Raw genomic sequence first — 26,997 nt, forward strand, 5'->3', positions numbered from 1 at the left:
GTGGCCGACGAGGACCCCGCACCCGACCCCCCGCGACCGAGCCGGGCAGGACGCCTGCGCCGTGCGGCGGGTGCCACGGGCCGCGGCGTCCGGGTGACCGGGGCCGCCACCGCCCACGGCGCCCAGCGCGTCGGCGGGGCCACCGGCCGCGGAGCGCGCTACGTCGTGCGTCAGGCGCGTCGCGCCAGCCACGCGGAGGGGGCCGGCGAGTCCGGTCTCGCGCGGCTGATCGAGCTGCACGCCTTCAACGCCGCCGGCGACGCCGCCGTCGCGATCAGCCTGGCGGGCACGTTGTTCTTCCAGGTGCCGACCGAGCAGGCGCGCGGCCAGGTGGCGCTCTTCCTCGCGCTCACGATGCTGCCGTTCGCCGTCGTCGCCCCGCTGATCGGACCGGTGCTCGACCGGTTCGGCCGCGGCCGGCGCTGGGCGGTCGGCACCACGATGGCGGTCCGGGCCTTCCTCTGCTGGGTGCTCGCCGACGCCGTCGGGGGCGAGTCGATCGCGATGTTCCCGGCGGCCCTGGGGGTCCTCGTCTCCTCCAAGGCGTACGGCGTGACGCGCGCGGCCGCCGTACCCCGCCTCGCGCCGGAGCGGCTCGGTCTCGTCAAGGCCAACTCGCGCATCTCGCTGGCGGGCATCGTCGGGGCCGGGGTGTCCGCCCCCCTGGCGCTGCTGGCCTCGCTGGCCGGCCCGGAGTGGTCGCTGCGCTACGCGTTCGCGGTCTTCGTCGGGGGCACGATCCTCGCGATCCTGCTGCCGGCCCGGGCCGACGAGCCGGGCGGCGAGGAGTCCTCGCGGGTCGGGCGCCGTCGCGCCCTCGTGCCCGCCCTGGTGGTGCGGGCGCTGCGCTGCAACGCGGGGCTGCGGCTGCTCAGCGGGTTCCTCACGCTCTACATGGCGTTCCTCATCCGGGTCGAGCCGCTGCCCGGGTGGGAGGACCGGCCCGCGCTCCTGCTGGGGCTGGTGATCGGTGCGGCCGGGCTGGGCAACACGATCGGCATCGCCCTCGGGTCGATGCTGCGCAACCTGCGGGCCGAGGTGGTCGTGGTCGTGGTGCTGATCGCCGACACCGTCGCCGTGGTGGGCGGGGCGCTGTTCTACGGCCTGCTCGCCCTGGTCGCGCTCGGCCTGACCGCGGGGGTGAGCCAGTCGCTGGGCAAGCTCTCGCTCGACGCCCTCATCCAGCGCGACGTGCCCGGGCACACCCGGGCGAGCGCGTTCGCGCGGTCCGAGACCCTGCTGCAGCTCTCGTGGGTGCTCGGCGGCTTCCTGGGCATCGCGCTGCCGCTCGTGCCGCGGGTCGGCCTGGGCACGGCCGCGCTGCTGCTCGTGGCCGTGGCCTGCTGGGTGGTGGCGGGCGTGCGCCGCGACGACCCGGCGCCTGCCTAGGGCTCGAGCTCGTCGGCCAGCGCGCGCAGCAGCATCGCCGTCGGCTTGGCGGTCTTGGGGTCGGGGTGGCGACCGGCGCGGTAGCCCTTCTCGACGTTCTCCAGCAGGCGGTAGAGGTCCTCGATGATGTTGACCATCTCGGCGGGCTTCTTCTTCATCGCCTTGGCGACCGAGGCCGGGGCGTCGAGGACGCGGACCTGGAGCGCCTGGTCACCCTTACGGCCCTGGGCGATGCCGAACTCCACGCGCGTCCCGGGCTTGAGGGTGGCCACACCGTCGGGCAGCGCGGCCGAGCGCACGAAGACGTCGCCGCCCTCGTCCTTCGACAGGAAGCCGAAGCCCTTCTCGACGTCGTACCACTTCACCTTGCCCGTTGGCACCGGTGCTCCTTCGCTCGTCCTGGTCTGCGACCCAAAGCCTACGGTCCGGGTGCGAAGGCGGTCGCACCGGTGGCGAGGTGCCCGCTCCACCAGCCGGGGAACTCGGTGAGGTCGCGCAGCACGTGGTGGGTGCCGGCCTCACGGAGCTCGGCCTCGGTGCACCCGCCGGTCAGCACGCTGACGCTCGTCGCCCCCGCGGCGAGGGCGCCCTCGACGTCGTGGACGTGGTCGCCGACGTAGACCGTCGCCCCGTGCTCGCGCAGCACCTCGGCCTTGCCGACCCCCCAGACCTCGCCGACCACGTGGTCGACGTCGAAGCTCAGCGCCTCGGTGTGCAGCAGGGCGTTGGGGGTGAACTTGCCGGTCACGACCACGACCGAGCCGCCACCGGCCCGGACGGCGGCGATCGCCTCGTGGGTGCCGGGCAGGGCGAGGGTGGGGGCGACGGCGATCTCGGGGTACATCGCGCGGAACCGGTCGACCAGGCCGGGGATCTCGTCGGCCTCCGCGTAGGGACGGAGCATCAGGTCCAGCGGCGGCCCCAGCGCCTCGACCATCCCGTCGACGTCGAAGGCCAGGCCGGTCTCCTCCGCCAGCACGCGCAGGCAGGCCGCGAACCCGGGACGGGTGTCGATCAGCGTCATGTCGAGGTCGAACCCCACGACCGGGCCGGTGGTGCTCACGAGTCCCGCACCCACGCCGAGGCCCCGGTGCGCTCGAGCCGCTCCCGGAGGCGGTCGGCGCTCTCCCGGCTCAGCCCACCGGCGATCGCGCAGGGGGCAGCGGCCAGCCAGTCCCGCGCCTGCCGCAGGCCGACCCCGGTGGTCTCGCGCACCGTGGCGAGGGTCTCGGCGGGCCGGGGGCCGGGGCTGCCGAGGACGACCACGCAGCGACCCGGTTCGGCGTACTCCGGCGGGACGTGGCGCTGCGGCCCGGTCCCCCGCGACGTCCGGGCGTGGGCGAGCGTGACGAGCCCGGCCGCGAGAAGCAGCACGACGATCACCCAGACCAGCATGTGGTCAGCCTACGGAGGCCTCGCGCCGTACGATTGAGCCAGTGAGCACGATCCCGACCAGCGAGCCCGCAGAGCGCCGTCTGCGCCAGGCGGTGGTCATCTGGGTGGTCGCGCTCAGCACCTACCTCCTCGCGGTGTTCCACCGCTCCTCGCTCGCCGTCGCCGGCCTCGTCGCGACCGAGCGGTTCGGCATCAACGCCGCCCAGCTGTCGTCGTTCGTGATGCTCCAGCTCCTGGTGTACGCCGGCATGCAGATCCCGGTGGGCCTGCTCGTCGACCGCTTCGGGCCGCGTCGGGTCCTCACGACCGGGGCGGTGGTGCTGACCCTCGCGCAGACCGGCTTCGCGTTCGCCGAGACCTATCCCGCCGCCCTCGTGGCGCGACTGTTCGTCGGGATGGGCGACGCGATGACGTTCATCTGCGTGCTGCGCCTGGTCAACACGTGGTTCGGTGCGCGCCGCATCCCGCTCATCACCCAGCTCACCGGCGTCCTCGGCCAGATGGGCGCGATCCTCGCCGCGGCCCCGATGACCGTCGCCCTGCGGGAGCTGGGCTGGACCAGGGCCTACCTCGCCGCGGCCTCGATGGGGATCGTCCTGGTGGTCCTGCTCGTGCTGTTCGTCCACGACGCACCGGGGCGGCGGTCCCACCGTGGTCCGCAGCTGCGGCCGGACGAGATCCGGGCCTCGCTCGCGGCGTCGTGGGAGCACCCGGGCACGCGACTCGGGTTCTGGATGCACTTCTCCACGCAGTTCAGCGCGACGACGCTCGGCATGCTGTGGGGCTACCCGTTCTTCGTCCGCGGCGAGGGGCAGAGCCAGGCCGCGGCCGGCGTGCTCCTCACGGTCATGGTGGTCGCGGTGATGAGCGCCGGTCCGGTGCTGGGCTGGCGGATCACGGTCCGGCCCTGGCACCGCTCGACCCTCGTGCTCTCAATCGTCGGCGCGATCGTCACGGTGTGGACGGTCGTGCTCGCGTGGCCCGGCCAGGCTCCGTTCTGGCTGCTGCTCCTGCTCGTCGTGGTCACCGGCGTCGGAGGCCCCGCCTCGATGATCGGGTTCGACCTGGGGCGCACCTCCAACCCGGCCGAGCGGATGGCCTCCGCCACGGGGATCATCAACCAGGGCGGCTTCTACGCCAGCCTCGTGCTGGTCGTGGCGATCGGCGTGATCCTGGACTGGCGCACCCCGGGCAGCTCGTCGGCGTACACCCCCGAGGCGTTCCGCTGGGCGATGTCCTTCCAGTACGTCCTCTGGGGCCTCGGCCTCACCCAGGTCTGGCGCTACCGCCGGCAGACCCGGGCCTGGCTGCGGGAGCACGAGCCGGACTGGGTGGCCCAGCACGCGACCCCACGCCGCTGACCACGTCGGTATCGTGGTGCGGATGTCCACGTCCGCCCCGCGCTCCCTCGCCGACCAGCTCCGCGCCTGGTCCGTCGAGGCGCTGGCCGGGCTCCTGAGGTCGCGCCCCGACCTCTCCCTGCCCGCCCCGCAGGACTCCGGGCAGCTGGCCTCACGCGCCTCCACCCGGGCCTCGGTGATGCGGGTGCTGGACCAGCTCGACCGCTTCGAGCTGACCGTGCTCGAGGCTCTGGCCGTGCTCGACGGACGGGCGCCCGCGTCCGACGTGGCGGCGCTGGTCAACGCCGCCCCCGACGCCGTCCACGCCGCGCTCGACCGCCTGCTCGGCCTCGCGCTCGTGTGGGGATCGCTCGACGACCTGCGGCTGGTGGGCGCCGTCTCCGACACCCTCGGTACGACGGTCAGCGGGCTCGGACGCCCGCTGGCGCAGCTGGCCGACGGACTCGGCCCCGCACGGGTGGCCGAGGTGCTCGCCGACGCGGGCGGCTCGCCGAGCGGGGACCGGTCGACCGACCTGGGGCGGCTGGGCGCCCTGCTGCAGGACCCGGCCCGCGTGACCGGGCTGCTGGAGGAGTGCGACGCGGCCGCCCGCGCGATGGTCGAGCACCTGGCGGCCACCGGTGCCGAGGGCGCCTCCGAGGTGGTCGGACACGTCCGGGCCGCCGACGCGCGCACGCCGGTCGAGCAGCTGCTCGCCCGCGGGCTGCTGGTGCCCGCGTCGCGGGGCAAGCTCGCGGTGCCGCGCGAGGCCGTGATCGGGCTCCGCGGCGGGCGCACGACCCCCGACCCGGTCGACGTGGCCCCGGCGCTGGCCACCGGCGAGCGCAGCGCGACGCTGGTCGACCGCGCGGCCGCCGGGGCGGCGTACGAGCTGGTCCACCGCACCGAGCTCCTCCTCGACCGCTGGGGCGAGGAGCCGCCGGGCGTCCTGCGCCAGGGCGGGCTGGGGGTCCGCGACGTGCGCACCCTCGCCGACCTGCTCCACGCCGACGAGCGCACCGCCTCCCTGGTCGTCGAGGTCGCGGCCGCTGCCGGGCTCCTCGGCCGCGGACCGGCCGGGCGGGTCGAGGACGCGTGGCTGCCCACCGACGCCTCCGACCGCTGGCGCCACCGCACCCTGGCGGAGCGGTGGGCCGACCTCGCCGACGCCTGGCTGCACACCCACCGGCTGCCCGGCCTCGTCGGCGGACGCGTGCAGGGCAAGGCGGTCAACGCCCTCGCGCCCGACCTCGCGCCCCCGTGGGCGGCCGACACCCGTCGGGCGACGCTGCACGTGCTCGCCTCGCTCGGGCCCGGGCAGGTGCTCTCCGGCGGCGACGGGCTGCCGTCGCTGGTCGCCCGCGTGCGCTGGCTGCGCCCCCGTCGCCCGACCGCGCGCGACGAGGCGGTCGCCTGGACCCTCGAGGAGGCGGCCGTGCTGGGCGTCGTCGGCCTGGGCGGGCTGGCCTCGCACGGCCGCGCCCTGCTGGTCGAGGGCCCGGCCGCAGCGGCCTCCACGCTCGCCCCGCTCATGCCCGCCCCGGTGGACCACGTGCTCCTCCAGGCCGACCTGACCGCCGTCGCCCCCGGGCCCCTCGAGCAGAAGCTCGCGCGCGACCTCGCGACCGTGGCCCACGTCGAGTCCCGTGGCGGGGCCACGGTCTACCGCTTCACCGAGGCCTCGGTGCGGCACGCCTTCGACGTCGGCTGGTCCGCCCACGAGGTCCACGAGGTGATCGGGCGGGCGGCGCGCACCGACGTGCCCCAGCCGCTGCGCTACCTCGTCGACGACGTCGCCCGCACGCACGGCACGATCCGGCTCGGCGTGGCCGAGTCGTTCGTGCGCAGCGACGACGAGGCCTCCCTCGCCGCCCTCGCGGCCTCACCCGGTCTGGGCCTGCGTCGCATCGCCCCGACGGTCCTGGTGAGCACGCTCCCCGCCGACGAGCTGCTGCCGCTGCTGCGCGAGGCCGGGGTGTCCCCGGTCATCGAGTCGGCCACCGGCGTCGTCCAGGTCGCTCCCCGCGAGGCCCACCGCGCCCGCACCGGCCTGGTCGACCCCCGCTCCCCCGCGCTCGCGGCCCGGGCGGTCTCGCGGGCGACCGCCACCGCCGCCGCGATCCGCGCCGGCGACCGCGCGGCCGCCGTACGCCCTCCGTCACGGGCCGACCGCCAGACCCCCGCCTCCGCGCTGGCGCTGCTCCGCGAGGCCGCCGAGCAGCAGGCGACCGTGGTCATCGGCTACGTCGACGACGACGGCACGATCCATGACCGCGTGGTCGACCCGATCGCCGCCGACGGGGGCCGCCTGCGGGCCTACGACCACCGCAGCGACCGCACCCGCGCCTTCGCCGTCCACCGGATCAAGTCCGTCCGCGACGTCACCGAGCACGGCTGACCCGGCCTCTCGAACCGGCACGACGCCGGGCCCCGGCCGCTCTCCGGCGTGGCCGCGCCCCGCGTCCCCACGTCGTGCCGGTCGGCACGGCCGCCCGCCGGGCAGCTCGGCCGTACCGTTGCGCCCATGACCGACCCAGTGACCCCCGAGCCCGACACCAAGGACTGGACCCACGTCCTCCAGCACGGCTGCGCGGAGTGCGGCTTCGACCCGGCTCACGAGGTGGGGGCGACCGGCAGGTGGATCCGCTCGGCGCTCCCCCGCTGGGACGCCGTGCTCCAGCGGCCGGACGCCACGACCAGGCCGGCACCCGAGGTCTGGTCACCGACGGAGTACGCCGCCCACGTCGTCGACGTGTTCCTGCTGTTCCGCGCCCGGCTCGAGCTGATGGTCGCCGACGACGCCCCGGCCGACGGGGCGCGCTTCGACGACTGGGACCAGGACGCGACCGCCCTGGCCCGGCGCTACTGGGAGAGGGACCCCGCCGAGGTCGCCCACGAGCTGACCGTCGCGGGCACGGCCCTGGCCGACGCCTTCGACGCGGTGCCCGAGGACCGCTGGGACCGGGTCGGGCTGCGCAGCAACGGCTCGGTGTTCACCACCGCGACGTTCGCGGCCTACCTGCGCCACGACGTCGAGCACCACCTGTGGGACGTGGCGGGCTGAGGGCGCGGGTCAGGAGTCGAACCCCAGCCCCAGGCGGTCCAGCGACCGCAGCCACAGGTTGCGGCGGCCGCGGCGGTGGTCGGCGCGGTCCAGCGCCCAGCGCGTCGCCTGGATGCCGGCCGAGGCCAGCGGCTCCGGGGGGAACGGGACGGGCAGCCGCCGCACCATCTCCAGCGACGTCCGCTCGGTCTCCTCGCCGTCCAGCAGGTCGAGCATCACGTCGGCGGCGAAGCGGGTCGCCCCGACCCCGAGCCCGGTGAAGCCGGCCGCGTGCGCCACCCGGCCGCGCAGCGCCAGCGCGTAGAACGCGCAGAACCTCGTCGAGGTGTCGATCGCCCCGGCCCAGCGGTGCGTGACCCGGATGCCCTCGAGCTGCGGGAAGGTCGTGAGCAGGTGCGAGACCAGCTTGCGGTGCGACTCGGGCCGGTGCTCGTGCTCGGCGCGCACCCGCTTGCCGAAGCGGTAGACCGCGTCGTAGCCGCCGAACAGGATCCGGTCGTCGGCGCTGAGCCGGTAGTAGTGGAAGTGGTTGGCCAGGTCGTCGAGACCCTGCCGGTTGCGCCACCCGATCGCGTCCTTCTGGGCCGCCGACAGCGGCTCGGTCATCACCGCGTAGTCGTAGACCGGGATCGTGAACGCGCGGTGGCGCCGCAGCAGCGCCGGGAACACGTTGGTGCCCAGCGCGACCCGGTCGGCGCGCACGGTGCCGCCGTCGGTCACCACCGAGACCTGCCCCGAGGGACCGGCGTCGAGCCCCGTCACGGGCGAGTCCTCGAGCACCTCCACCCCGAGGTCCTCCGCGACCCGCGCGAGCTCGCGGACCATCTTCACCGGGTGCAGCAGCGCGGTGTCGTCGGCCTGGTGGCCCGCGAGGTACGTCGGCGACGCCACCTCCCGACGTACCTCGTCCTGGCTGAGCAGGCGGCCGTGGCCGGACGCGGCCATCTCCTCGAGCCAGGCCACCTGGTGCGGCTCGACGGCGACGCTGAGCTCGCCGGTGCGCTCGAGGTCGACGTCCATGCCGTGACGGGCGACGGTCTTCTCGATGCCGGCGAGGTTCTCCTGGCCGAGCCGCTCGAGCACGTCGTACTCCGAGGGCCAGCGCTGCCGGCCGTTGTCCTCGCCGTGGGTCAGGGAGTCGGAGCAGAAGCCGCCGTTGCGGCCGGACGCCGCCCACCCGAGCCGGCGCGCCTCGAGCAGCACCACCCGCCGGCCCGGGTCGCGCTCCTTGGCCCGGACCGCGGTCCAGAGACCGGTGTAGCCGCCGCCCACGACGGCGAGGTCGGCGTGGTGGTCCCCGGTCAGGCGAGGCCGCCGGTCGACGGAGACGTCGGTCTGCCAGAAGCACGCGTCCTCGACCCCGGCGAGCGCGGCGTCGACCGCCTCCGGCCGCGGCGCGAGCCGCTCGAAGACGGTCGGCTCAGCCCTCGACATGGGCGTCGCCCACGCTCAGGGCGGCGTCGAGGATCGCGAGCCCCTCGCGGGCCTCGTCGTCGGTGATCGTGCACGGCGGCACGACGTGGATCCGGTTGAAGTTGGCGAACGGCAGCAGCCCGCCCTTCTTGCACGCGGCGACCACCTCGTTCATCGCCGGGCTCGAGCCGCCGTACGGCGCCAGCGGGGCCTTGGTCTCCCGGTCGCTGACCAGCTCGACGGCCCAGAAGACGCCGAGGCCGCGGACGTCGCCGACGCACGCGTGGCGCTCCTTCAGCTCGGCGAGCCCGGGGCCGATCACCTCGCGACCGACGCGGGCGGCGTTGTCCACGATGCGCTCGTCGCGCATGGTCTCGATCGTGGCGACGGCGGCGGCGCAGGCCAGGGGGTGCCCCGAGTAGGTCAGGCCGCCGGGGTAGACCCGCTGGGCGAACGTGTCGTAGATCCGCTCGCCCACGATGACGCCACCGAGCGGGACGTAGCCGGAGTTGACGCCCTTGGCGAAGGTCACCAGGTCGGGCGTGACGTCGTGCGCGTCGAGCGCGAGCCACGAGCCGGTGCGACCGAAGCCGGCCATCACCTCGTCGAGGACCATCACGATGCCGTGCTCGTCGCAGAGCTCGCGAACCCCGGCGAGGTAGCCCGGTGGCGGCGGCATGATGCCCGCCGTGCCAGGAATTGTCTCCAGGACAATTGCTGCGACGGTCTGCGGACCCTCGAGCTCGACGGTGCGACGCAGGTGGCGCAGCGCGCGCTCGCACTCCTCCTCCTCGGTCGTGGCGTCGAACTCGGAGCGGTAGAGGAACGGTCCGAAGAAGTGGACCGTGCCGGCGGAGCCGTAGTCGCTGGCCCAGCGCCGCGGGTCACCGGTGACGTTGACCGCCACGTTGGTGCCGCCGTGGTAGCTGCGGTAGCGCGAGAGCACCTTGATGCGACCGGTGTGCAGCCGCGCCATGCGCACCGCGTGCTCGACGGCCTCCGCGCCGCCGTTGGTGAAGAAGACGCGCTCCAGGCCCTCCGGCGCGAGGCCGGCGATCAGGTGGGCGGCCTCGCTGCGGGCGTCGTTGGCGTGCTGCGGCGCGATCGTGCACAGCTTCGCGGCCTGGGCCTGGATCGCCTTGACCACGCGCGGGTGCTGGTGCCCGATGTTGGTGAACACCAGCTGCGAGGAGAAGTCGAGGTAGCCGTGGCCCTGGTCGTCCCAGACCCGGGTGCCCTCGGCCCGCTCGACCACCATCGGGTCGAGCGTCGCCTGGGCGGACCAGGAGTGGAAGACGTGGGCCCGGTCGAGGTCGTACGTGCGGCTCATGTGTCCCCCTACTTGTTCTGCGGGAAGGCGAGCTCGAGCCCGCCGGTGGGCTTGACGGCGGGGTCGTCCCAGCGCGAGGTGACCACCTTGCCGCGGGTGAAGAAGTGGACCCCCTCGGTGCCGTGGGCGTGGGTGTCCCCGAACAGCGAGGACTTCCAGCCGCCGAAGGAGTAGTAGGCCATCGGCACGGGGATCGGCACGTTGATGCCGATCATGCCGACCTCCACGTCGACCTCGAACTTGCGCGCCGCGCCGCCGGAGGAGGTGAACAGCGCCACCCCGTTGCCGTAGGGGTTGGCGTTGACCAGCGCGACCGCCTCGTCGTAGGTCTCCACGCGGACGACGGAGAGGACCGGGCCGAAGATCTCCTCGGTGTAGATCGACATCTCGGGCCTCACCTGGTCGAACAGCGTCGGCCCCAGCCAGAAGCCGTCGCCGGAGGCGTCGGCCCGGACCTCCCGGCCGTCCACGACGACCTTGGCGCCGGCGGCCTCGCCCTCCTCGACGTACGCCGCCACCTTGTCGCGGTGGGCCCTGGTCACCAGCGGCCCCATGTCGGTGCCCCGCGTGCCGTCACCGGTGCGCAGGCCGCGGGTGCGGTCGGCGATCTTGGCGACCAGGTCGTCGGCGACCGGCCCGACCGCGACGAGGACGGAGATGGCCATGCAGCGCTCGCCGGCCGACCCGAACCCGGCGCTGACCGCCTGGTCGGCGGCGAGGTCGAGGTCGGCGTCGGGCAGGACGACCATGTGGTTCTTGGCCCCGCCGAGGGCCTGCACGCGCTTGCCGCGGGCGGTCGCCGTCTCGTAGACATAGCGGGCGATCGGGGTCGAGCCGACGAAGCTGACCGCCTTGACGTCGGGGCTCTCCAGGAGCGCGTCGACCGCCTCCTTGTCGCCCTGCAGCACGTTGAAGACGCCGTCGGGCAGCCCGGCCTCGCGCCACAGCTCGGCCATCCAGATCGAGGCCGAGGGGTCCTTCTCGCTGGGCTTGAGTACGACGGTGTTGCCGGCCGCGATCGCGATCGGGAAGAACCACATCGGCACCATGGCCGGGAAGTTGAACGGGCTGATCACGCCCACCACGCCGAGCGGCTGCCGCTTGGAGTGCACGTCGACGCCGGTCGAGACCTGCTCGGAGTAGCCGCCCTTGAGCAGGTGCGGGATGCCGCAGGCGAACTCGACGACCTCGAGGCCGCGCGAGACCTCACCGGTGGCGTCGGCCAGCACCTTGCCGTGCTCGGAGGTGATGATCGCGGCCAGCTCCTCGCGGCGCGCGGCGAGGAGCTCGCGGAACCGGAAGACGACCTGCGTGCGCGCGGTGACCGACGTGGCCGCCCAGCCGGGCGCGGCGGCGCGCGCCGAGGCGATCACCTGCTCGGCGTCCTCCCGCGAGGCGAACGCCACGTGCCGGGTGACCTCGCCGGTGGCCGGGTTGGTGACCTCCCCGGAGCGGGTCGAGGAGCCGGTGAAGGTGGTGTTGTCGCGCCAGTGCGGGATCACGTCGTGCATGGGCACAGCCTGCCCCGGATCCGTCGCAGAATCCAGCCCGCCCCATGGATTCCGCGGCCGGATCGCCCTCCGACCGTCGGGATCATCCCTGAGCGCGGCTCCAGGCCTCGAAAGCGGCGACGGCGGTGGGGAGCGTCGGGAAGATCCGGTCCTCCCCCACCCGGTCGAGGAACCCGGTGGCGACCAGCTCCTCGCGCAGGTCCTGCTTGAGCCGCGCGAGGGCGACGACCACCCCGTCCTCGACCAGCTCCTGGCGCAGCGCCTCCAGGGCGTCGGCCGCGGTGACGTCGATCTCGATGTCGGCCTCGGTGTTGAGCACGAACCAGCGCACCGGGTCGGCCTGCTCCCGGACCGACCGCAGCGCGCGGTCGCGGAAGTCCTCGGCGTTGGCGAAGAACAGCGGGGAGTCGCCTGCAAGCCCCTCGTGGGCGAGCGGGGTCCAGGCCACCAGGGCGGTCGCGACCAGCATGCCGGCCAGGGCCGACGAGCATCGCGCTCGCCAGCCCGAGAGCGAGCACGAGCGTCGGCACGTGCACCTCACCGGCCTGCGCGAGCAGGCTGCGGGTCTCGGGGAGGAAGCCGTCGTCCTCGATCTCCAGCCCGGTCAGCTTGGCGTAGTGACTCGAGATCATCACCACCGCGGTCCCGGCCATGTAGCCGACCATCACCGGCCGGCTCAGCAGGTCCGAGAGCCCGGGCCAGCGCCCACAGCCCGGACACCGGGCTCAGACCCGCCACCTCGGCGTACGCCATCACCTGCGGGACGGCGTACGCCGCCACCGTCACGCCGGCGAGCAGGTCGCCGCGCAGCCAGGACCGCTGGTAGCCCGGGGGCCAGCCGAGCACGAGGCGTGCCATGGCTCAGGGTACGAAGGCCAGGAAGAGGAACGCTCCGAAGACGCTCAGGTGGATGGCCCCCTGCAGGACGGTCACCCGGCCGCGCTGGACCGTCATGCCGGAGACGAACACCGCGAGGATCAGCAGCACGATCTCGGGGGCGGTGAGCCCCAGCTCGAGCGGGATGTCGAGGATCAACGAGGCGACGGCGATGGTCGGGATGGTCAGGCCGATGCTCGCCAGGCCCGAGCCCAGCGCCAGGTTCATGCTGGTCTGGAGCCGGTTGGCCGCGGCGGCCCGCACCGCCGCCAGGGTCTCGGGGGCCAGGACCAGGACCGCGATGACGACGCCGACCGTCGAGGCGGGCGCGCCCACGGTCGAGACGATGTCCTTGAGCGTGGGCGAGAGCACCTTGGCCAGGCCCACCACTGAGACCAGGCAGGCCACGAGCAGGCCGAGGCTCGCCTGCGTGGTGCGCAACGACGGCTGGGCGTGCGCCGGGTCGTCGGCCCCGTCGTCCGGGTCCTCGGGTGCGTCGGGGACGAAGTAGGTGCGGTGCCGGGAGGTCTGGACGAAGACGAAGACGCCGTAGAGCGCGAGCGTGATCGCCGACATCACCAGCAGCTGCGCCGTGGTGTAGGCCCCGTCGTCGGCGCTGCGGGTGAACCGCGGCAGCACGAGCGTCAGCACCACCAGCACGGTGAGGGCGGACAGCGCCCCCGACGCCCCCGAGGCCTTGAAGTCCTGGGCGTGGTGCTTGAGGGTGCCCACGAGCAGGCAGGCGCCGACCACGCCGGCCAGGATCACCATCACCGCGGCGAACGCCGTGTCACGTGCCAGCGTCTCCGCCTCGTCCGGCGTGGTGAGCATCAGCGTGAGGATCAGCGCGACCTCGATCACCGTGACGGCGATCGCGAGCGTCAGCGTGCCGAACGGCTCCCCCACCCGGGCGGCCACCATCTCCGCGTGGTGGACCGCGGCGATCACGGCGGCGACCAGGACGACCCCGACGAGCGCGGCCAGCCAGCTCGGCAGGTCGCGGCCCCACGTGGCACCGAGAGTGGCGATCCCCAGCGCCGGCACGGCGAGGGACCAGGGTGGGTTCGTCGGGGAGGCCACGTCCCCACCCTAGGGAACGGGGCTCACTTGGTCGGGGCGACGACCACCGGCGCCACGGGGATGCGGATGCCCTCGTGGTCGAAGCGGGCCTTGATCCGTTCGCGCATCTCGCGGGACACGCGCCACTGCTCCAGCGGGGCGGTCTTGAGGGCCAGGCGGACGAGCACGCGGTCGGGGTCGAGGGCCTCCACACCCCAGACCTCGGGCTCCTCGATGATCACCCGGTGGAAGTCCTCGTCGCGCCACATGTCGTCGGCGACCTCCTCGAGCACCCGCTTCACGCGGGCGATGTCGGCGTCGTAGCCGACGGCCACGTCGATCACCGACCGGGCCCAGTTCTGGCTGGAGTTGCCCACCCGCAGGATCTCGCCGTTGCGGACGTACCAGACCGTCCCGTTGACGTCGCGCAGCCGGGTGATGCGCAGCCCGACCGCCTCGACCGTGCCGGAGGCCTCGCCGAGGTCGACGACGTCGCCGACGCCGTACTGGTCCTCGACGAGCATGAAGATGCCGGACAGGAAGTCCTTGACCAGCGCCTGGGCGCCGAAGCCCAGCGCCAGGCCGACCACACCGGCGGAGGCCAGGATCGGCGCGACGTTCACCTTGACCTCGGCCAGGCACATGATCAGGACGACGCCGAAGATGATGCCGCTGGAGATGCTCTTGAGCAGCGAGCCGAGGCTCTTGGCGCGCTGCGCGCGGCGCGAGCGCAGGTGGAGGTCGGCGTCGGCGCTGCTGCGGCCGAAGCTGCCCAGCCTGGAGGGGAGCACGCCCTCCTGGGCGCGGACCACCACCCGGTCGATGCTGCGGTGGGCCACCCAGCGCAGGACCGCGCCGGCGACGACGAGCAGCACGATCGTGACGACCGGCACCAGCGCGTGCTCGACGAACCACTCCGAGGCCTGTGCGGCGTCGGCGTTGCCGGTCCACGACATGACCGAGCGACAGGGGTTGAGGATGCCTTCTCCGCAGGTCGGGTCGGCTGCGGCGGCGGACGACAGAGGGACGGCAGAGGTGAACGACATGATCACCCCAGGCTAGGGAGGCGACCGACGGGAGTCGAACTCCTGAGGCGTGAGTCGGCTTACGTGAGCCACCCCACGGACGCCAGCCGGGCGGAACCACCCCCTCCGTACGCTTGCCCGGTGAACGACGGCCCCCTCATCGTCCAGTCGGACAAGACCCTGCTGCTCGAGGTCGACCACGAGCGTGCGGCCGAGTGCCGCCGGGCCATCGCGCCGTTCGCCGAGCTCGAGCGGTCCCCCGAGCACGTCCACACCTACCGACTCACGCCGTTGGGCCTGTGGAACGCCCGGGCCGCCGGTCACGACGCCGAGCAGGTCGTCGACACGCTGCTCACCTACAGCCGCTACGCCGTCCCGCACGCGCTGCTGGTCGACGTCGCCGAGACGATGGACCGCTACGGGCGCCTGCGCCTGGAGAAGCACTCGGTCCACGGGCTGGTCCTGGTCTCCACCGACCGCGCGGTCTTCGAGGAGGTCGTGCGCGCCAAGAAGGTCGCCGGGATGCTCGGCGACCGCGTGGAGGATCTCACCGTCGTCGTCCACCCCTCCGAGCGCGGCAACCTCAAGCAGGCGCTGCTCAAGCTGGGCTGGCCGGCCGAGGACTACGCCGGCTACGTCGACGGCGAGGCCCACCAGATCGACCTGGACCAGTCGGGCTGGGAGCTGCGCGGCTACCAGGCCGAGGCGGTCGAGTCGTTCTGGCACGGCGGCTCCGGGGTCGTGGTGCTCCCCTGCGGCGCGGGCAAGACGATCGTCGGCGCGGCCGCCATGGCACAGGCCAAGGCGACCACGCTGATTCTTGTCACCAACACAGTTTCTGCACGGCAGTGGCGCGACGAGCTGGTCAGGCGCACGTCGCTGACCGAGGACGAGATCGGGGAGTACTCCGGCGCCAAGAAGGAGATCCGCCCGGTCACGATCGCGACCTACCAGGTGATGACCACGCGCCGGAAGGGCGTCTACTCCCACCTCGAGCTGCTCGACGCCCGCGACTGGGGCCTCATCGTGTACGACGAGGTGCACCTCCTGCCCGCGCCCATCTTCCGCATGACCGCGGACCTCCAGGCCCGCCGGCGCATCGGTCTCACCGCGACCCTGGTGCGTGAGGACGGTCGCGAGGGAGACGTCTTCTCGCTGATCGGCCCCAAGAGGTACGACGCCCCGTGGAAGGACATCGAGTCCCAGGGCTGGATCGCCCCCGCGGAGTGCGTCGAGGTGCGCGTCTCGCTGCCGGACGGCGAGCGGATGGTCTACGCGACCGCCGAGCCCGAGGAGCGCTACCGCCTCGCCGCGTGCACCCGCGGCAAGACCCGGCTGGCCAAGCGGCTGGTCGAGAAGCACCCGGGCGAGCCGACGCTGGTGATCGGGCAGTACCTCGAGCAGCTCGACGAGATCGGTGAGGAGCTCGACGCCCCGGTGATCAAGGGCGAGACGCCGGTCAAGGAGCGCGAGCGGCTCTTCCAGGCCTTCCGCACCGGCGAGATCAAGCTGCTCGTGGTCTCCAAGGTCGCCAACTTCTCGGTCGACCTGCCCTCGGCCACCGTGGCGATCCAGGTGTCCGGGTCGTTCGGCTCACGCCAGGAGGAGGCCCAGCGCCTCGGCCGCCTCCTGCGGCCCAAGGAGGACGGCCGCTCGGCGCGGTTCTACACCCTCGTCACCCGCGACACCGTCGACGCGGAGTTCGCCCAGCACCGCCAGCGGTTCCTGGCCGAGCAGGGCTACGCCTACTCGATCACCGACGAGCACGACGTCTGACCCCACGCTCGTCGAGCCTGTCGAGACGCCTCACCGCAGGTGGAGCGAGCCCGAGACGTCGGGCTCCCACGGGAGCCGGCCGTCCTCCTCCACGCGCTGGTCGAGGGCGGCGGCGACGTCCTCGGGCCAGGGGGCGGTGCGCCGGGTCTCCATGTCGATGTGGAGGAAGATCTCCTCCATCACGAAGCTCAGCCGCTGGTGCGACTCGTCGAGCAGGTAGACCAGCGCGTGGGCGGCCCGCTCGGACCGCCCGAGCAGCCGGACCCGCGCCGACATCCGGTCGCCGGTGCGCAGCTCGGCGAGGTAGGTGAGGTGGTGCTCGGCGGAGAAGCACGCGTGCCCCTGCGCCGGCCACATCTTGGGGATGCCCTGGCCGATCAGCGACTCGTCGAGCCCCTCGCTGGCGATGCCGACGTAGTGCCGGACGTTGAGGTGCCCGTTGGCGTCCTCGAAGGCGGTGGGGACGGGCTGCTCGACGCAGGCGGGCAGCTCCACGAGCTGCTCGTAGGTCGGGTGGGTCACGTGCATGGGGCGACGATAGCCGGGCGCTCTCGACAGCCGCGCCCCGGCGGAGCACAGTGACCCCATGGCCGAGCCGTCGCAGGACCGCACCCTCGTCCTGCTGCGGCACGCCAAGTCCGACTGGTCCGTCGACGCGTGCGACGCGGACCGGCCGCTCAACAAGCGCGGCAAGCGGCAGGCCGCGGAGACCGGCCGCTGGCTCGCCCGGCACGTGCCCGTCGACCTGGCCCTGGTGAGCACCGCCAAGCGGGCCCAGCAGACCTGGCGCCGGGCGTGCGAGCAGATGCCCAGCACCGCGCCGTGCCGGGACTCCGCCGCGCTCTACACCCATGACGGGTCCGAGGTGCTGCGCGTGGTCCGCTCGTTGCCGGACAACGCCCGCTGCGTGGTGCTCGTCGGCCACAACCCCGCGCTCGAGGAGGCCGTGGACCGGCTGACCGGCACCTGGGTGGAGATGCCGACGTCCGCGCTGGCCGTCGTACGCCTGGCGGCGTGGCAGGACGCGGGGACGACCCCCGGCACACTCGCAAGCCACGGCCGGCCACCGGCCTGACCGTAGGGTCGAGACGTGGACGACCCCCTCCTCGCCGCACGCGCCTTGGTGCTGCACGACCTCGAGGTCACGTGCGGCGTCGACGCCCATCTCGTCTCGCTGCTCGAGGACGCCGTCGAGACCCGGCGGTGGTGGGTGGGGCAGTGGCCCGAGGGCAGGGCGTACGCCGCCGGGCTGGTCGCCCAGGACGTCCAGGACGCGTTGCTCGAGGAGATCGGCCGCTGGCCGCTGTGCCACGCGTGCGCCGACGAGGAGCCGCACTCGCTCTACGTCCAGCCCGAGATCGGCGGACCCGACCCGATGTGGGTCTGCGAGGTCAGCGGCACCGCGGTGGCGCCGCTCGGTTCGCTCGGCCCCTAGCCGGTCCGCTCCCCCACCCACTCGACCAGCGGACGGCCCGCCCGCCAGTCCGCCCGGACCCGGTCGGCCAGCGCCGGGGTGTGGATCACCTCGTCGAAGCCGTAGTCCGTGGTGAACGTGAGCGACTTGTGCCGCAGCAGGTCGATGCGCGGGTGGTCGGCGTCGTACCCCCGGGGTGTGGTCTTGAGCGTCTCGCCGCCCTGCTCCCACCCGCCCTTGCGGAGCTTGGTCACGATCCGCAGCAGCCTCGGCCCGGCGAGGTCGTCGTCGATGCCCTTCCTGATGGCCGCGAGCGACTCCTTCTCCGCGTGGTAGTAGCCGACGCTGACCCGGACGCCCGCAGCCGAGACCTGGACGTACCACCCCGTCGCCGGCCCGGCCTGGACGAACCCGCCCTGGTGGGTCTTGTAGGGCGTCTTGTCCTTGGCGAACCGCACGTCACGGTAGGGGCGGAACACCTTCGCCTCGCCGAACTCCGGCTCGAGCGCGGCACAGAGTGCGGCCATCGGCACGCGCACCGCCTCGTCGTACGTCGTCCTGTGGGCCTCCCAGAACGACTTGGTGTTGTCCACCTCGAGGTCGTCGTAGAAGTCCAGCGCGGCGACCGGGAATCCCGTGAACTCACCCATGCCCCGACGATAGGCACCGGGTCGCACGGTCAGGAGCCGAGGGTCCAGACCCGGAGGTAGCCGAAGTCGGCCTGGTGGCCGGCCTGACCCATCGCCACGAGACCCAGGCGCGCGCGCCCGAGCCCGGCATGGGTCCAGGCCGGGCCCCGGACCCAGCCCTCGTCGTCGCTGCGCGTCCAGGCGCGGTAGGTGACGCGGGTGCCGACCGTGCGGCGCACCAGCCGGAGCCGGGTGACCTGACCCGGCGGTCCGGCCGTGCTGGTGCCGTAGCGCGGCCAGCCGGCGGGACCGGTGGGCACCTGACGGCCGAGCACCGTCTGCCGGGTCCCGCCGAGGGCCACGTGCACCAGCTTCACGTACCTGCGGTCGGAGCCGTAGAGCACGAGGCCGGCCTGCGCGCCGTCGTACCCCTCCCCCGTGGCCGGGACGTCGAGGCGCACCGAGGTCTCGGCCACGAAGTCGCCCGGGGGCGCGGGCAGGGTCGGGACGGGCGCGGCGTCGGCCGAGCCGTCGAGCCGGCCCGGGGCGGTCGGCAGGTGCAGTGCTCCGCCGCTCACGGAGTACGCCGACGGGTCGGGTCGGCGCACCCAGGTCCAGCGGTCGTCGAGGTGGTCCCCGCCCAGCTCGTCGGACGCGGCGGCGACGGGGCTGCCGGGACGGTCCGGGACGGGCGCGACGGGGCGGTAGGCCGTGCGCTGGCCGGGCTTGGCCGCCGGCGCGCGCATCCGGGAGACCGAGGCACCGCGACCCGCGCGCACGACGGGCCAGCCGTCGCGCCAGTCGACCGGGTCGAGCATCGGCGGCCGCCGCGTGAAACCGGTGCGGGTCGCGAAGTAGGGGTCGGACTCGTCGATCGCGTGGTAGGCCACCCACCACTGGCCGCCCCGGTCGCGGAACATCGAGGAGTGGCCGGGCCCGACCCACGTGTTGCCGTTCATCACCAGCAGCGGGGTGCCCCCGCTGCGGGACCCGAGCAGCGGCACGCCGTCACGGTCCACGAACGGTCCGAGGGGGCGCGCCGCCCGTCCGCTGAAGACGCCGTAGCCGGACATCGCGCCGTTGCAGCACTGGCCCGAGGAGACCGTCAGGTAGTACCAGTCGCCGCGCTTGACGACGTTGGCACCCTCGTAGCGCGGCGCGGAGGCCAGCCGCACGGCCGAGCCGGTGCGCCACATCCCGGTCGCGCTCACGCGCACCGACTGGCCCAGGATCCCGCCACGGAAGCCCCCGAAGTAGAGCGTGCTCCCCGAGCCGATCGTGCTGCCGAGCACGTCGGGGTCGATCGTCGAGGCGAAGCTGCACCCGGGACCGGTGCGCCGAGGGGGCACCAGGGGACGCGGCGCGACGGCCCACGGCCCCGTCGGTCGGCGCGCGACCGCGACCCCGATCGCCGGGTCGACCTCGCACCTGGGCTCGCCGCTGACCGAGCTGCGGGTGTCGGTCACCGCGAAGAGGAGGTACCACCGGTCGTAGGTCCGCGAGTAGACGACGTCGGGAGCCCAGAGCTTGGCCGTGCTCCCCGCCCAGGCGGGCTTGGCGCTCAGCGCCGGGCCGACGTACCTCCAGTGCACGAGGTCGGTGCTGCGCATCGTCGGCAGGAGGTGGAACACCATCCGGCCGGTCGTCTCGGCGTCGTTGAGCGGGTCGGAGGTGCACCACATGAACCACGTGCCCGCCGAGGCGCCGCGCCCGCGCTGCACGGACGGGTCGGCGCAGCTCTGCACGGTCGCGCCGCTCGAGGTCGTCGGGCGCAGCGGGTTGGTGTAGCTCCCGGGCTGGGTGACCGCCGCCGCCTCGACCCGCTCGGCCCGCACCGCCAGGCCGGCGGACGCGAGCACCAGGGGGACGAGGAGGCACATCAGGACCCGAGGCATGGGCGCATCCTCGCGCACGAGCGCACTCGCGCGGTGCCCATCGGAGCACTCAGCCGATCGTCGCGGTGTACGGCGAGTACGCCGCCCGGCTCGTGTAGCCCGTCCGGGACGCGGTCACCCGCACCCGCATCCGATGCCCCTTGCTGATCCGCGGCAACGTGTAGGACCGCGACGTAGTCCCGCTGATCGCCGTCGTCCCGCGGAACCACTGGTAGCGGAAGGTCAGCGACCCCGGCGACCACGACCCCGGCGACGCGGTCAGGCTCGAGCCCACCCGCCGTACGCCCGAGATGGAGGGCAGCGTGCTGTTCGTGATGACCCCGGGCGCCACCGCGGCCGTTCGCGCAGACGTCGCGCTCCTCGAGATGTAGCCAGGGCGCGAGGCAGTCACCCGCACCGAGATCCGCTTGCCCCTCACCCCGACCGTCGGGACGTACGACGGTCCCGTCGCCCCGCTGATCACAGTGCCGTCAGCCAACCAGCGGTACGCATACGATCCCGACGGGCTCCACGATCCCGGCGACGCGGCCAGCCGGACCCCCACCCTCGGCGTACCGCTGACTGTCGGGGCAGAGGTGTTGATCATCCGGAAGGTGCGGGGGTCGCACGCGCTTGTGTCAGGGATGCAGGCGTCGGCGACGTAGTCGAGGAGCCGCACCCAACCGCCGTTCAGTCCCTCCTTGCCGACGAGCGCGCCGTCCTGCTGCACCGCGATGATCCGCTGGCCCGCCAGGGTTGCGGTCTTCGTGCCGCCGGTGAGCGTGACCCAGGTTCCGTCCAGGCGGTCCTTGCCGATCAGGTTGTCGTCCTTCTGCACAGCGATGATGCGCTCGCCGTCGACCGCCACCGAGCGGGTCCCGCCGGCCAGGGTCACCCAGGTGCCGTTCATCCCGTCCTTGCCGCGCAGCACCCCGTCGGTCGACAGCGCCACGATGCGCTGACCAGTCAGGTAGACGTTCTTGACCCCACCCAGCAGGTTCACCCAGGTGCCGCCGAGGCCGTCCTTGCCGAGCAGGGTCCCGTCCTGCTGCACCGCGACGATCCGCTCCCCCGCCACGGCTGCGTCGCGCGTGCCGCTCACGAGCGTCACCCACGTGTCGTTGAGACCGTCCTTGCCACGCAGGAACCCGTCGGTGAACAGCGCGACGATCCGTTTGTCGGTGGCGTACACCCGCTTGACCGAACGCGCGAGCGTGACCCAGGCGCCGTTCATCCCGACCTTGCCGACGAGAGTCCCGTCGGTCGTGATGGCTAGGATCCGGTCGCCGGCAACGGTGGCCCGGACGACGTAGTCGAGCAGGTCGACCCAGGCACCGTTCAGACCCTGCTTGCCGCGGAGCTTGCCGTCCTTGAAGAGGGCCACGATCCGCTCACCCGAGGAGTACGCCGCGGTGACGCCTCCGGTGAGCGTGACCCACTGGCCGTTCATTCCGTCCTTGCCGAGCAGCGTCCCGTCAGTCGTCACGGCCAGGATCCGGTTGCTGCTGGTGGGCCCACTGGCCGGAAGGTCCTTGAAGTGGATGAAGTTGTCCGGCCACCTGCCGGCTCTGGTGATCGTGCGGTGCCCGGACATGCTGTCCACCCGGGTCCCGTTCGGAAGCGTGATCGGGCCGTAGCCGGACTCGGTGACCCTGATCCAGCTCGCGTCCGGGGCGACCTCCTCGACGTAGGCCACGTGCTGGCTGTTCCACTGCGCGATCGACCCGACCGCCGGGGTGCCGTTGACCGGGATCCCCCGGGCACGTGCGTTGTCGTCCCACTGGTCGGCGTTGCCCAGCGACTTCCACATCGCCGGGTCGACCCCGTTCATGCGCAGTCGATAGGCCGCATAGTTCGTGCAGTTGTTCTTGTACTGGTCTACGACGTACGTCGCCTCGACCGCACCTCGGTAGCCGGTGTCGATCCCGCCAGCAGCCTGCCCACTGATGCAGGCAAAACTGTTCTTCACATAACAGAGGTAGGAGTCGGCCGACGCGGGCGACCTCGCGGCGCCCATCCCGATCATGGCCGCCACCGCCATCGTCAGCGCTGCACAGAGCCGAACGACACCACGGCGACATGTTCCCGAGACCATCAAGCTCCCCCGCTCGCACGGAGCCCACCCCGATGGCAACGTCCGCAGCCCGAGTCAAGTGCACCGAGTCCCGGCCCCGTCAGGGCCGAAGGACCTGCTCCCCGAAAGGGGGAACAGAGCCGACCCGCGGAGCCACGACGTACGACGGGGAGGGGCCCGGCGGACCGGACACCCTCCCCGTCGACGGAGGAGCGGGACCTCAGCCCCGGCGCCCCCACAGCCAGCGCAGGACGACGAGGGCGAGGACGCCCGCGACGATCTGCTTGCCGTACATGCGCGCGATGACCGGGAGCACCGTGGCCCCGAGGTCGAGCGCATCGTCCCCGGCCGGCGGTGCCGGCCGGGGCGCGGCGGCCTGTCGGGCGGCAGCAGGCTGGGCCGTCGGGCCGGGGTCGGGACGTGCACCCGTGGTCCCCGCGTCCGGCTCCGGCGTGGCGGGCGTCGCCTCCGGAGCCTCGGCACCGACCGCGGCGCCCTCGGGCGAGGACGCAGCGGCGACGGGGTCGTCGGCACCGACCGGCGGCGGAGCGCCGGCGCCCACACGCGCCTGCAGGCAGTCGACGAACTGCCCGAGCAGCTTGTCGCTGACCTCCTGCATCATCCGCGCGCCGAACTGCGCCGCCTTGCCGGTGATGGCCAGGTCGGTCGTCACGTCGACGCGCGAGGTGGAGGCGTCCTCGGCGGCGAAGGCCATCGAGACCGTCGCCCCCGCGGTGCCGTTGCCGCGCTTGTCCTTGCCCTTGGCCTCGAGCCGCATCGTGTGCGAGGACTCGTCCCGCGACAGGATCTCGCCGGCACCGGAGTACTGCAGCGCCACCGGCCCGAGCTTGATCTTGGCCGTGCCCTTGAACGTCTCGCCGTCGGACTCGGTGACCGTCGCGCCGGGGAAGCACTCGGCCACCGAGGCGAGGTCGCCGAAGGTCGACCAGGTCTCGTCGAGCCCGGCCGGGACGGTGAAGCTGTGCTTCAGCTCCACCGCCTCACGCCTCCGCAGCCGCGAGCACCGCGCGCCGTGTGAGCACGGGCGCGATGGAGCGGCGGTAGTCGGCGTCGCCGTTGAGGTCGCTCGGCGGCGAGGTGCCGTCGGCCGCCGACGCGCACGCCTGGCGTACGGCGTCCTCGGTCGCCGAGGCGCCCGCGAGCGCCTGCTCGACCGAGGTGGCCCGCAGGGGCCGGTCGCCCATGTTGGTGAAGGCCACCCGTGCCTCGCTGATCGTGCCGCCGTCGGCCTTGACCGTCGCGGCGACCGCGACGATCGCCCACTGGTGGGCCACGCGCACGAACTTCTCGTAGTGCGCGCCCCAGCCGGTGTGCTTGGGGAACCTCAGCGCCACGAGCAGCTCGCCCTCGTCGACCGCGGTGTCGAACAGGCCCTTGAAGAACTCCGAGGCCGGGACCTCGCGCTCCCCGCCCGAGCCGGCGATGACCATCGTCGCCTCGAGCGCGAGGGTCGCCGCGCCCACGTCACCGGCCGGGTCGGCGTGGGCGACCGAACCGCCCAGCGTGCCCCGGTGACGGATCTGCGGGTCGGCGATGGTCTCGACGACCTTGTGCAGCAGCACGAGGTGCTCCTTGACCGACGCGTCGTCGAGGACGGACTGGTAGGTCGTCATCGCGCCGATGCGGATCGAGTCACCCTCGTCGCTGATCCCCCGCAACGAGGAGACCTTGCCAAGGTCGATGAGCACCTCGGGGGCGTTCATGCGCATGCGCATCACCGGCAGCAGGCTCTGCCCGCCGGCGATGACCTTGCCGTCGTCGCCGGCCTCCGCCATCGCGGAGAGGGCCTCCTCGACCGTGGTGGGCGCCTTGTAGTCGAAGGCTGCGGGGATCACTGGCCGCTCCCGTCGCTCGATCCGGCGGAGGGATCGGCATTGGGTGCCCCCTCCTCGAAGTGGGGCTGTGCCGCCCCGGTGGAGGTGTCGTGCGCACCGGCGCCCTGGATCGCCTTGAACACGCGCTCCGGGGTGCAGGGCATGCGGATGTCGTCGACGCCCATCGGCCGCAGCGCGTCGACGATCGCGTTGACCACCGCCGGCGTCGAGGCGATGCAGCCCGCCTCACCGACGCCCTTGGTACCCAGCGAGGTGTACGTCGACGGCGAGACCGTGTGACCGGTCTTGAACGAGATCGTGTCGGCCGCGGTGGGCAGCGTGTAGTCCACGAACGACCCGCTCACCAGCGTGCCGGACTCGTCGTAGACCGCCTCCTCCCACAACGCCTGCGCGATGCCCTGGACCAGGCCGCCGTGCACCTGGCCCGCGACGATCAGCGGGTTGACGATCGTGCCGATGTCGTCGACGCAGACGTAGGAGCGCATCTTGGTCGCGCCGGTCTCGGTGTCGACCTCCATCGCGCACAGGTGGGTGCCGTGCGGGAACGAGAAGTTCTCGGGGTCGAAGGCCGCCGCCGCGTCGAGCGTCGGCTCGAGCCCGTCGGGCAGGTCGTGGGCGGTGAACGCCGCGGTCGCCAGCTCGGTGATGGCCACGCCCTTCTCGGTGCCCTTGACCGAGAACGACCCGCCCGTGAACTCCAGGTCGTCCTCGTTGGCCTCGAGCACGTGGGCCGCGATCTTCCTGGCCTTGTCGATCACCTTGTCGGCGGCGCGCACCAGCGCCTCACCACCGACGACCAGCGACCGGGAGCCGTAGGAGTCCAGGCCTCGCACCGACACCTGGGTGTCACCGTGCAGCACCTCGACGTCCTCGAACGGAACGCCCAGCTTGTCGGCCACGATCTGCGACCACGCGGTCTCGTGGCCCTGGCCGTGCGGCGAGGTGCCGGTGATGACCTCGACCTTGCCGGTCGCGAGCATCCGGATCTCGGCGTTCTCCCAGCCACCCGCGCCGTAGTTGAGCTGGCCCAGGATCCTCGAGGGGGCGAGGCCGCACATCTCGGTGAAGGTCGAGATGCCGATGCCCAGCTGGACGGGGTCCTCGCTTTCCCTGCGCCTCTTCTGTTCAGCCCTGAGCTCGTCGTAGTCGAACATCTCCTTGGCCTTGGCGGTGGCCGCCTCGTAGTTGCCCGAGTCGTAGGTCATGCCGGCGACCGTGGTGAACGGGAACTCCTCGTGCTTGATCCAGTTCATCTCGCGGACCTCGAGCGGGTCCTTGCCCAGCTCGTTGGCCAGCTCGTCCATGAGTCGCTCGATGGCGTACGTCGCCTCGGGCCGGCCGGCCCCGCGGTAGGCGTCGACGTAGGTCTTGTTGGTGTAGATGTTGTTCGTCGTGAAGCGGTAGGCGTCGAACTTGTAGATCGAGTTGAACATCCACGCACCCAGCACCGGCACGCCACCGCCGACGAGGGCGGCGTAGGCGCCGAGGTCGGCGAGCAGGTCGACCTTGAGGCCGGTGACCCGGCCCTCCTTGGTCGCCGCGAGCGTGAGCCGCTGGATCTGGTCGCGACCGTGGTGGCCGGAGACCAGGGACTCGCTGCGCGTCTCGGTCCACTTGACCGGCTTGCCGATCTTGCGGGCGGCGAGCCAGACCAGCCACTCCTCGGCCGCCACGGCGAGCTTGCCGCCGAAGCCGCCGCCGACGTCGGGGGCGATGACACGGATCTTGGACTCGGGCACGCCCGTGGTCGCGGCCAGCGCGAACCGCAGGATGTGCGGGACCTGGGTCGCGGACCACATCGTGATCTGCTCGCCGGTCGGGTCGACCACCACGGAGCGCGGCTCCATGAAGGCCGGGATGAGGCGCTGGTTGACGTACTCCCGCTCGATGACGATGCCGTCCGTGCGCGCCTTCTCGATCGCCTCGTCGACGTCGCTCCCCGAGCCCTGCGCAGCGGAGTCGAGCGTCCACACGGCCGACTGGTTGGTGCCGAGGTCCGGGTGGGCGAGCACCTCGTCGGCCGCGGCCTGCTTGAGGTCGATGACGGGCGTCAGCTCGTCGTACTCCACCTCGACCAGCTCGGCGGCGTCACGGGCAGCGGCCGCGGAACGGGCCACGACCATCGCGACGATCTCGCCGGCGAACGCGACCCTGCCGACGGCCATCGGGTTGTGCTGCGGCGACTTCTGCTCGTCGCTCAGCGGCCAGGCCGTGATCAGCACGCCCTGCTCGTCGGCGATCTCCTCGCCGGTGTAGACCGCGACGACGTTGTCGGCCGCCTTGGCGGCAGAGGTGTCGATCGAGCTGATGGTCGCGTGCGCGAAGGGGCTGCGGACCATCGAGACGTGCAGCATTCCGGGCAGCTGCAGGTTGTCGGTCCACTTGGTGCGCCCGGTGATCAGGCGCTGGTCCTCCTTGCGGCGGCGGGCCAGGCCGATCTCGCCGCTGGGACGCTCCGACGTGGCGGTCACGCGACACCCCCGGAGAACGACGGGACGTCGTCGACCTGCTGGCCCGAGCAGGTCTGCACCGCGCGCACGATGTGCTGGTAGCCGGTGCAGCGGCAGAGGTTGCCCTCCAGCCCCTCGCGGATCTCCTGCTCGCTCGGCTCGGGGTTCTCGTTGAGCAGGTCGATCGACTGCATGATCATGCCGGGCGTGCAGTAGCCGCACTGCAGCGCGTGGCACTCCCGGAACGCCTCCTGCATCGGGTGCAGCTCGCCGTCCTTGGCGAGGCCCTCGATGGTCGTGACCTCGGAGCCGTCGGCCTGCACGGCGAGGACGTTGCACGACTTCACGCTGCGACCGTCGAGGTGCACGGTGCACGCCCCGCAGTTGCTGGTGTCGCAGCCGACGACGGTGCCGGTCTTGCCGAGCTGCTCGCGCAGGTAGTGGACCAGCAACGTTCGTGGTTCTACGTCGTCGGTGTACTTCGCCCCATCCACGGTGACGCTGATCCGCATCAGACCTCCA

At 72.9% G+C, this 26,997-nt stretch carries 24 protein-coding genes and 2 pseudogenes; 7 read left to right on the plus strand and 19 right to left on the minus strand.

Annotated features, from left to right (window positions below; genetic code table 11):
* A complete protein-coding gene (locus J2S63_RS05675; protein ID WP_310299716.1) occupies nt 1–1,389 on the plus strand; it encodes an MFS transporter in 1,389 nt (462 codons plus the stop codon).
* On the opposite strand, the gene J2S63_RS05680 is transcribed toward J2S63_RS05675, so the two are convergent.
* From J2S63_RS05680 to J2S63_RS05690, 3 genes are read right to left on the minus strand one after another with little or no spacing between them, the layout of a single operon-like run.
* Nucleotides 1,386–1,769, minus strand: coding sequence for a cold-shock protein (locus J2S63_RS05680; RefSeq protein ID WP_310299719.1), 384 nt, complete (start codon nt 1,767–1,769; stop codon nt 1,386–1,388). The two genes, J2S63_RS05675 and J2S63_RS05680, sit on opposite strands and share 4 nt — an antisense overlap.
* Before the next feature lie 38 nt (nt 1,770–1,807).
* Nucleotides 1,808–2,452, minus strand: coding sequence for an HAD family hydrolase (locus J2S63_RS05685; RefSeq protein WP_310299721.1), 645 nt, complete (start codon nt 2,450–2,452; stop codon nt 1,808–1,810).
* On the minus strand, nt 2,449–2,784 hold the full coding sequence (locus J2S63_RS05690; RefSeq protein WP_310299724.1) for a ribosomal protein L7/L12: 336 nt from the start codon (nt 2,782–2,784) through the stop codon (nt 2,449–2,451). Before J2S63_RS05690 ends, J2S63_RS05685 begins: the two co-directional genes overlap by 4 nt.
* A 41-nt stretch (nt 2,785–2,825) precedes the next feature.
* Here J2S63_RS05690 and J2S63_RS05695 point away from each other — a divergent pair, with 41 nt between their 5' ends.
* From J2S63_RS05695 to J2S63_RS05705, 3 genes are all read left to right on the plus strand, one after another.
* Nucleotides 2,826–4,145, plus strand: a complete 1,320-nt coding sequence (locus J2S63_RS05695; RefSeq protein ID WP_310299726.1) for an MFS transporter — start codon at nt 2,826–2,828, stop codon at nt 4,143–4,145.
* Nucleotides 4,146–4,167: 22 nt separating this feature from the next.
* Nucleotides 4,168–6,522: a helicase-associated domain-containing protein gene (locus tag J2S63_RS05700; protein ID WP_310299729.1), complete on the plus strand. Its 2,355-nt coding sequence runs from the start codon at nt 4,168–4,170 to the stop codon at nt 6,520–6,522.
* 126 nt (nt 6,523–6,648) lie between these two features.
* Nucleotides 6,649–7,188: a DinB family protein gene (locus J2S63_RS05705; RefSeq protein ID WP_310299732.1), complete on the plus strand. Its 540-nt coding sequence runs from the start codon at nt 6,649–6,651 to the stop codon at nt 7,186–7,188.
* Between the two features lie 9 nt (nt 7,189–7,197).
* On the opposite strand, the gene J2S63_RS05710 is transcribed toward J2S63_RS05705, so the two are convergent.
* The 8 genes and pseudogenes from J2S63_RS05710 to J2S63_RS05740 form a co-directional block, all read right to left on the minus strand.
* Nucleotides 7,198–8,622 carry an NAD(P)/FAD-dependent oxidoreductase gene (locus J2S63_RS05710; protein ID WP_310299736.1) on the minus strand — a complete coding sequence of 475 codons (1,425 nt, stop codon included), beginning with the start codon at nt 8,620–8,622 and terminating at the stop codon, nt 7,198–7,200.
* Nucleotides 8,609–9,931 carry an aspartate aminotransferase family protein gene (locus J2S63_RS05715; RefSeq protein WP_310299741.1) on the minus strand — a complete coding sequence of 441 codons (1,323 nt, stop codon included), beginning with the start codon at nt 9,929–9,931 and terminating at the stop codon, nt 8,609–8,611. Before J2S63_RS05715 ends, J2S63_RS05710 begins: the two co-directional genes overlap by 14 nt.
* A gap of 8 nt (nt 9,932–9,939) precedes the next feature.
* A complete protein-coding gene (locus J2S63_RS05720; protein WP_310299744.1) occupies nt 9,940–11,442 on the minus strand; it encodes a CoA-acylating methylmalonate-semialdehyde dehydrogenase in 1,503 nt (500 codons plus the stop codon).
* Nucleotides 11,443–11,524: 82 nt separating this feature from the next.
* Nucleotides 11,525–11,911 carry an STAS domain-containing protein gene (locus J2S63_RS05725; protein ID WP_310299747.1) on the minus strand — a complete coding sequence of 129 codons (387 nt, stop codon included), beginning with the start codon at nt 11,909–11,911 and terminating at the stop codon, nt 11,525–11,527.
* A gap of 22 nt (nt 11,912–11,933) precedes the next feature.
* Nucleotides 11,934–12,125, minus strand: a pseudogene (locus J2S63_RS05730) (SulP family inorganic anion transporter); the annotation flags it as partial.
* Nucleotides 12,126–12,153: 28 nt separating this feature from the next.
* Nucleotides 12,154–12,300, minus strand: a pseudogene (locus tag J2S63_RS21265) (SulP family inorganic anion transporter); the annotation flags it as partial.
* 3 nt (nt 12,301–12,303) lie between these two features.
* A complete protein-coding gene (locus J2S63_RS05735; RefSeq protein ID WP_310299749.1) occupies nt 12,304–13,398 on the minus strand; it encodes a calcium:cation antiporter in 1,095 nt (364 codons plus the stop codon).
* A gap of 23 nt (nt 13,399–13,421) precedes the next feature.
* On the minus strand, nt 13,422–14,423 hold the full coding sequence (locus tag J2S63_RS05740; protein ID WP_310299750.1) for a mechanosensitive ion channel family protein: 1,002 nt from the start codon (nt 14,421–14,423) through the stop codon (nt 13,422–13,424).
* A 120-nt stretch (nt 14,424–14,543) separates the two neighbouring features.
* Here J2S63_RS05740 and J2S63_RS05745 point away from each other — a divergent pair, with 120 nt between their 5' ends.
* Nucleotides 14,544–16,178 (plus strand): DNA repair helicase XPB, encoded by a 1,635-nt coding sequence (locus tag J2S63_RS05745; RefSeq protein ID WP_310299753.1) that lies wholly within the window; start codon nt 14,544–14,546, stop codon nt 16,176–16,178.
* 30 nt (nt 16,179–16,208) lie between these two features.
* Here the strand turns inward: J2S63_RS05745 and J2S63_RS05750 are convergent, their stop codons facing one another.
* Complete coding sequence (locus tag J2S63_RS05750; RefSeq protein ID WP_310299757.1) at nt 16,209–16,706, minus strand: thioesterase family protein; 498 nt, start codon at nt 16,704–16,706, stop codon at nt 16,209–16,211.
* Between the two features lie 58 nt (nt 16,707–16,764).
* Here J2S63_RS05750 and J2S63_RS05755 point away from each other — a divergent pair, with 58 nt between their 5' ends.
* Both J2S63_RS05755 and J2S63_RS05760 read left to right on the plus strand, forming a co-directional pair.
* Nucleotides 16,765–17,253 (plus strand): SixA phosphatase family protein, encoded by a 489-nt coding sequence (locus tag J2S63_RS05755; RefSeq protein ID WP_310299760.1) that lies wholly within the window; start codon nt 16,765–16,767, stop codon nt 17,251–17,253.
* A 15-nt stretch (nt 17,254–17,268) separates the two neighbouring features.
* A complete protein-coding gene (locus tag J2S63_RS05760; protein WP_310299763.1) occupies nt 17,269–17,613 on the plus strand; it encodes a DUF8819 family protein in 345 nt (114 codons plus the stop codon).
* Here the strand turns inward: J2S63_RS05760 and J2S63_RS05765 are convergent.
* From J2S63_RS05765 to J2S63_RS05795, 7 genes are all read right to left on the minus strand, one after another.
* Nucleotides 17,610–18,242, minus strand: coding sequence for a DUF2461 domain-containing protein (locus J2S63_RS05765; protein WP_310299765.1), 633 nt, complete (start codon nt 18,240–18,242; stop codon nt 17,610–17,612). The genes J2S63_RS05760 and J2S63_RS05765 overlap by 4 nt on opposite strands.
* A gap of 29 nt (nt 18,243–18,271) precedes the next feature.
* Nucleotides 18,272–20,116, minus strand: coding sequence for a family 43 glycosylhydrolase (locus tag J2S63_RS05770; protein WP_310299768.1), 1,845 nt, complete (start codon nt 20,114–20,116; stop codon nt 18,272–18,274).
* Between the two features lie 49 nt (nt 20,117–20,165).
* Nucleotides 20,166–22,121 carry a CHAP domain-containing protein gene (locus tag J2S63_RS05775; RefSeq protein ID WP_310306603.1) on the minus strand — a complete coding sequence of 652 codons (1,956 nt, stop codon included), beginning with the start codon at nt 22,119–22,121 and terminating at the stop codon, nt 20,166–20,168.
* A gap of 268 nt (nt 22,122–22,389) precedes the next feature.
* Nucleotides 22,390–23,166 carry an SRPBCC domain-containing protein gene (locus J2S63_RS05780; RefSeq protein WP_310299771.1) on the minus strand — a complete coding sequence of 259 codons (777 nt, stop codon included), beginning with the start codon at nt 23,164–23,166 and terminating at the stop codon, nt 22,390–22,392.
* A gap of 4 nt (nt 23,167–23,170) precedes the next feature.
* Nucleotides 23,171–24,025, minus strand: coding sequence for an FAD binding domain-containing protein (locus tag J2S63_RS05785; RefSeq protein WP_310299773.1), 855 nt, complete (start codon nt 24,023–24,025; stop codon nt 23,171–23,173).
* On the minus strand, nt 24,022–26,496 hold the full coding sequence (locus J2S63_RS05790; protein WP_310299775.1) for a xanthine dehydrogenase family protein molybdopterin-binding subunit: 2,475 nt from the start codon (nt 26,494–26,496) through the stop codon (nt 24,022–24,024). Before J2S63_RS05790 ends, J2S63_RS05785 begins: the two co-directional genes overlap by 4 nt.
* Nucleotides 26,493–26,987, minus strand: a complete 495-nt coding sequence (locus tag J2S63_RS05795) for a (2Fe-2S)-binding protein (protein WP_344116454.1) — start codon at nt 26,985–26,987, stop codon at nt 26,493–26,495. The genes J2S63_RS05790 and J2S63_RS05795 overlap by 4 nt, the downstream gene beginning before the upstream one ends.
* Nucleotides 26,988–26,997 lie beyond the last annotated feature (10 nt).

Origin of the sequence: Nocardioides marmoribigeumensis (assembly GCF_031458325.1) — a bacterium.
Taxonomy (GTDB): Bacteria; Actinomycetota; Actinomycetes; order Propionibacteriales; family Nocardioidaceae; genus Marmoricola_A; species Marmoricola_A marmoribigeumensis.

Coding starts and splice junctions, on each gene's coding strand:
- J2S63_RS05705 (WP_310299732.1), top strand. CDS start 6,649: ATGACCGACCCAGTGACCCCCGAGCCCGACACCAAGGACTGGACCCAC.
- J2S63_RS05725 (WP_310299747.1), bottom strand. CDS start 11,911: ATGCTGGTCGCGACCGCCCTGGTGGCCTGGACCCCGCTCGCCCACGAG.
- J2S63_RS05770 (WP_310299768.1), bottom strand. CDS start 20,116: ATGCCTCGGGTCCTGATGTGCCTCCTCGTCCCCCTGGTGCTCGCGTCC.
- J2S63_RS05740 (WP_310299750.1), bottom strand. CDS start 14,423: ATGTCGTTCACCTCTGCCGTCCCTCTGTCGTCCGCCGCCGCAGCCGAC.
- J2S63_RS05775 (WP_310306603.1), bottom strand. CDS start 22,121: ATGATCGGGATGGGCGCCGCGAGGTCGCCCGCGTCGGCCGACTCCTAC.
- J2S63_RS05755 (WP_310299760.1), top strand. CDS start 16,765: ATGGCCGAGCCGTCGCAGGACCGCACCCTCGTCCTGCTGCGGCACGCC.
- J2S63_RS05720 (WP_310299744.1), bottom strand. CDS start 11,442: ATGCACGACGTGATCCCGCACTGGCGCGACAACACCACCTTCACCGGC.
- J2S63_RS05700 (WP_310299729.1), top strand. CDS start 4,168: ATGTCCACGTCCGCCCCGCGCTCCCTCGCCGACCAGCTCCGCGCCTGG.
- J2S63_RS05715 (WP_310299741.1), bottom strand. CDS start 9,931: ATGAGCCGCACGTACGACCTCGACCGGGCCCACGTCTTCCACTCCTGG.
- J2S63_RS05690 (WP_310299724.1), bottom strand. CDS start 2,784: ATGCTGGTCTGGGTGATCGTCGTGCTGCTTCTCGCGGCCGGGCTCGTC.
- J2S63_RS05795 (WP_344116454.1), bottom strand. CDS start 26,987: ATGCGGATCAGCGTCACCGTGGATGGGGCGAAGTACACCGACGACGTA.
- J2S63_RS05765 (WP_310299765.1), bottom strand. CDS start 18,242: ATGGGTGAGTTCACGGGATTCCCGGTCGCCGCGCTGGACTTCTACGAC.
- J2S63_RS05710 (WP_310299736.1), bottom strand. CDS start 8,622: ATGTCGAGGGCTGAGCCGACCGTCTTCGAGCGGCTCGCGCCGCGGCCG.
- J2S63_RS05750 (WP_310299757.1), bottom strand. CDS start 16,706: ATGCACGTGACCCACCCGACCTACGAGCAGCTCGTGGAGCTGCCCGCC.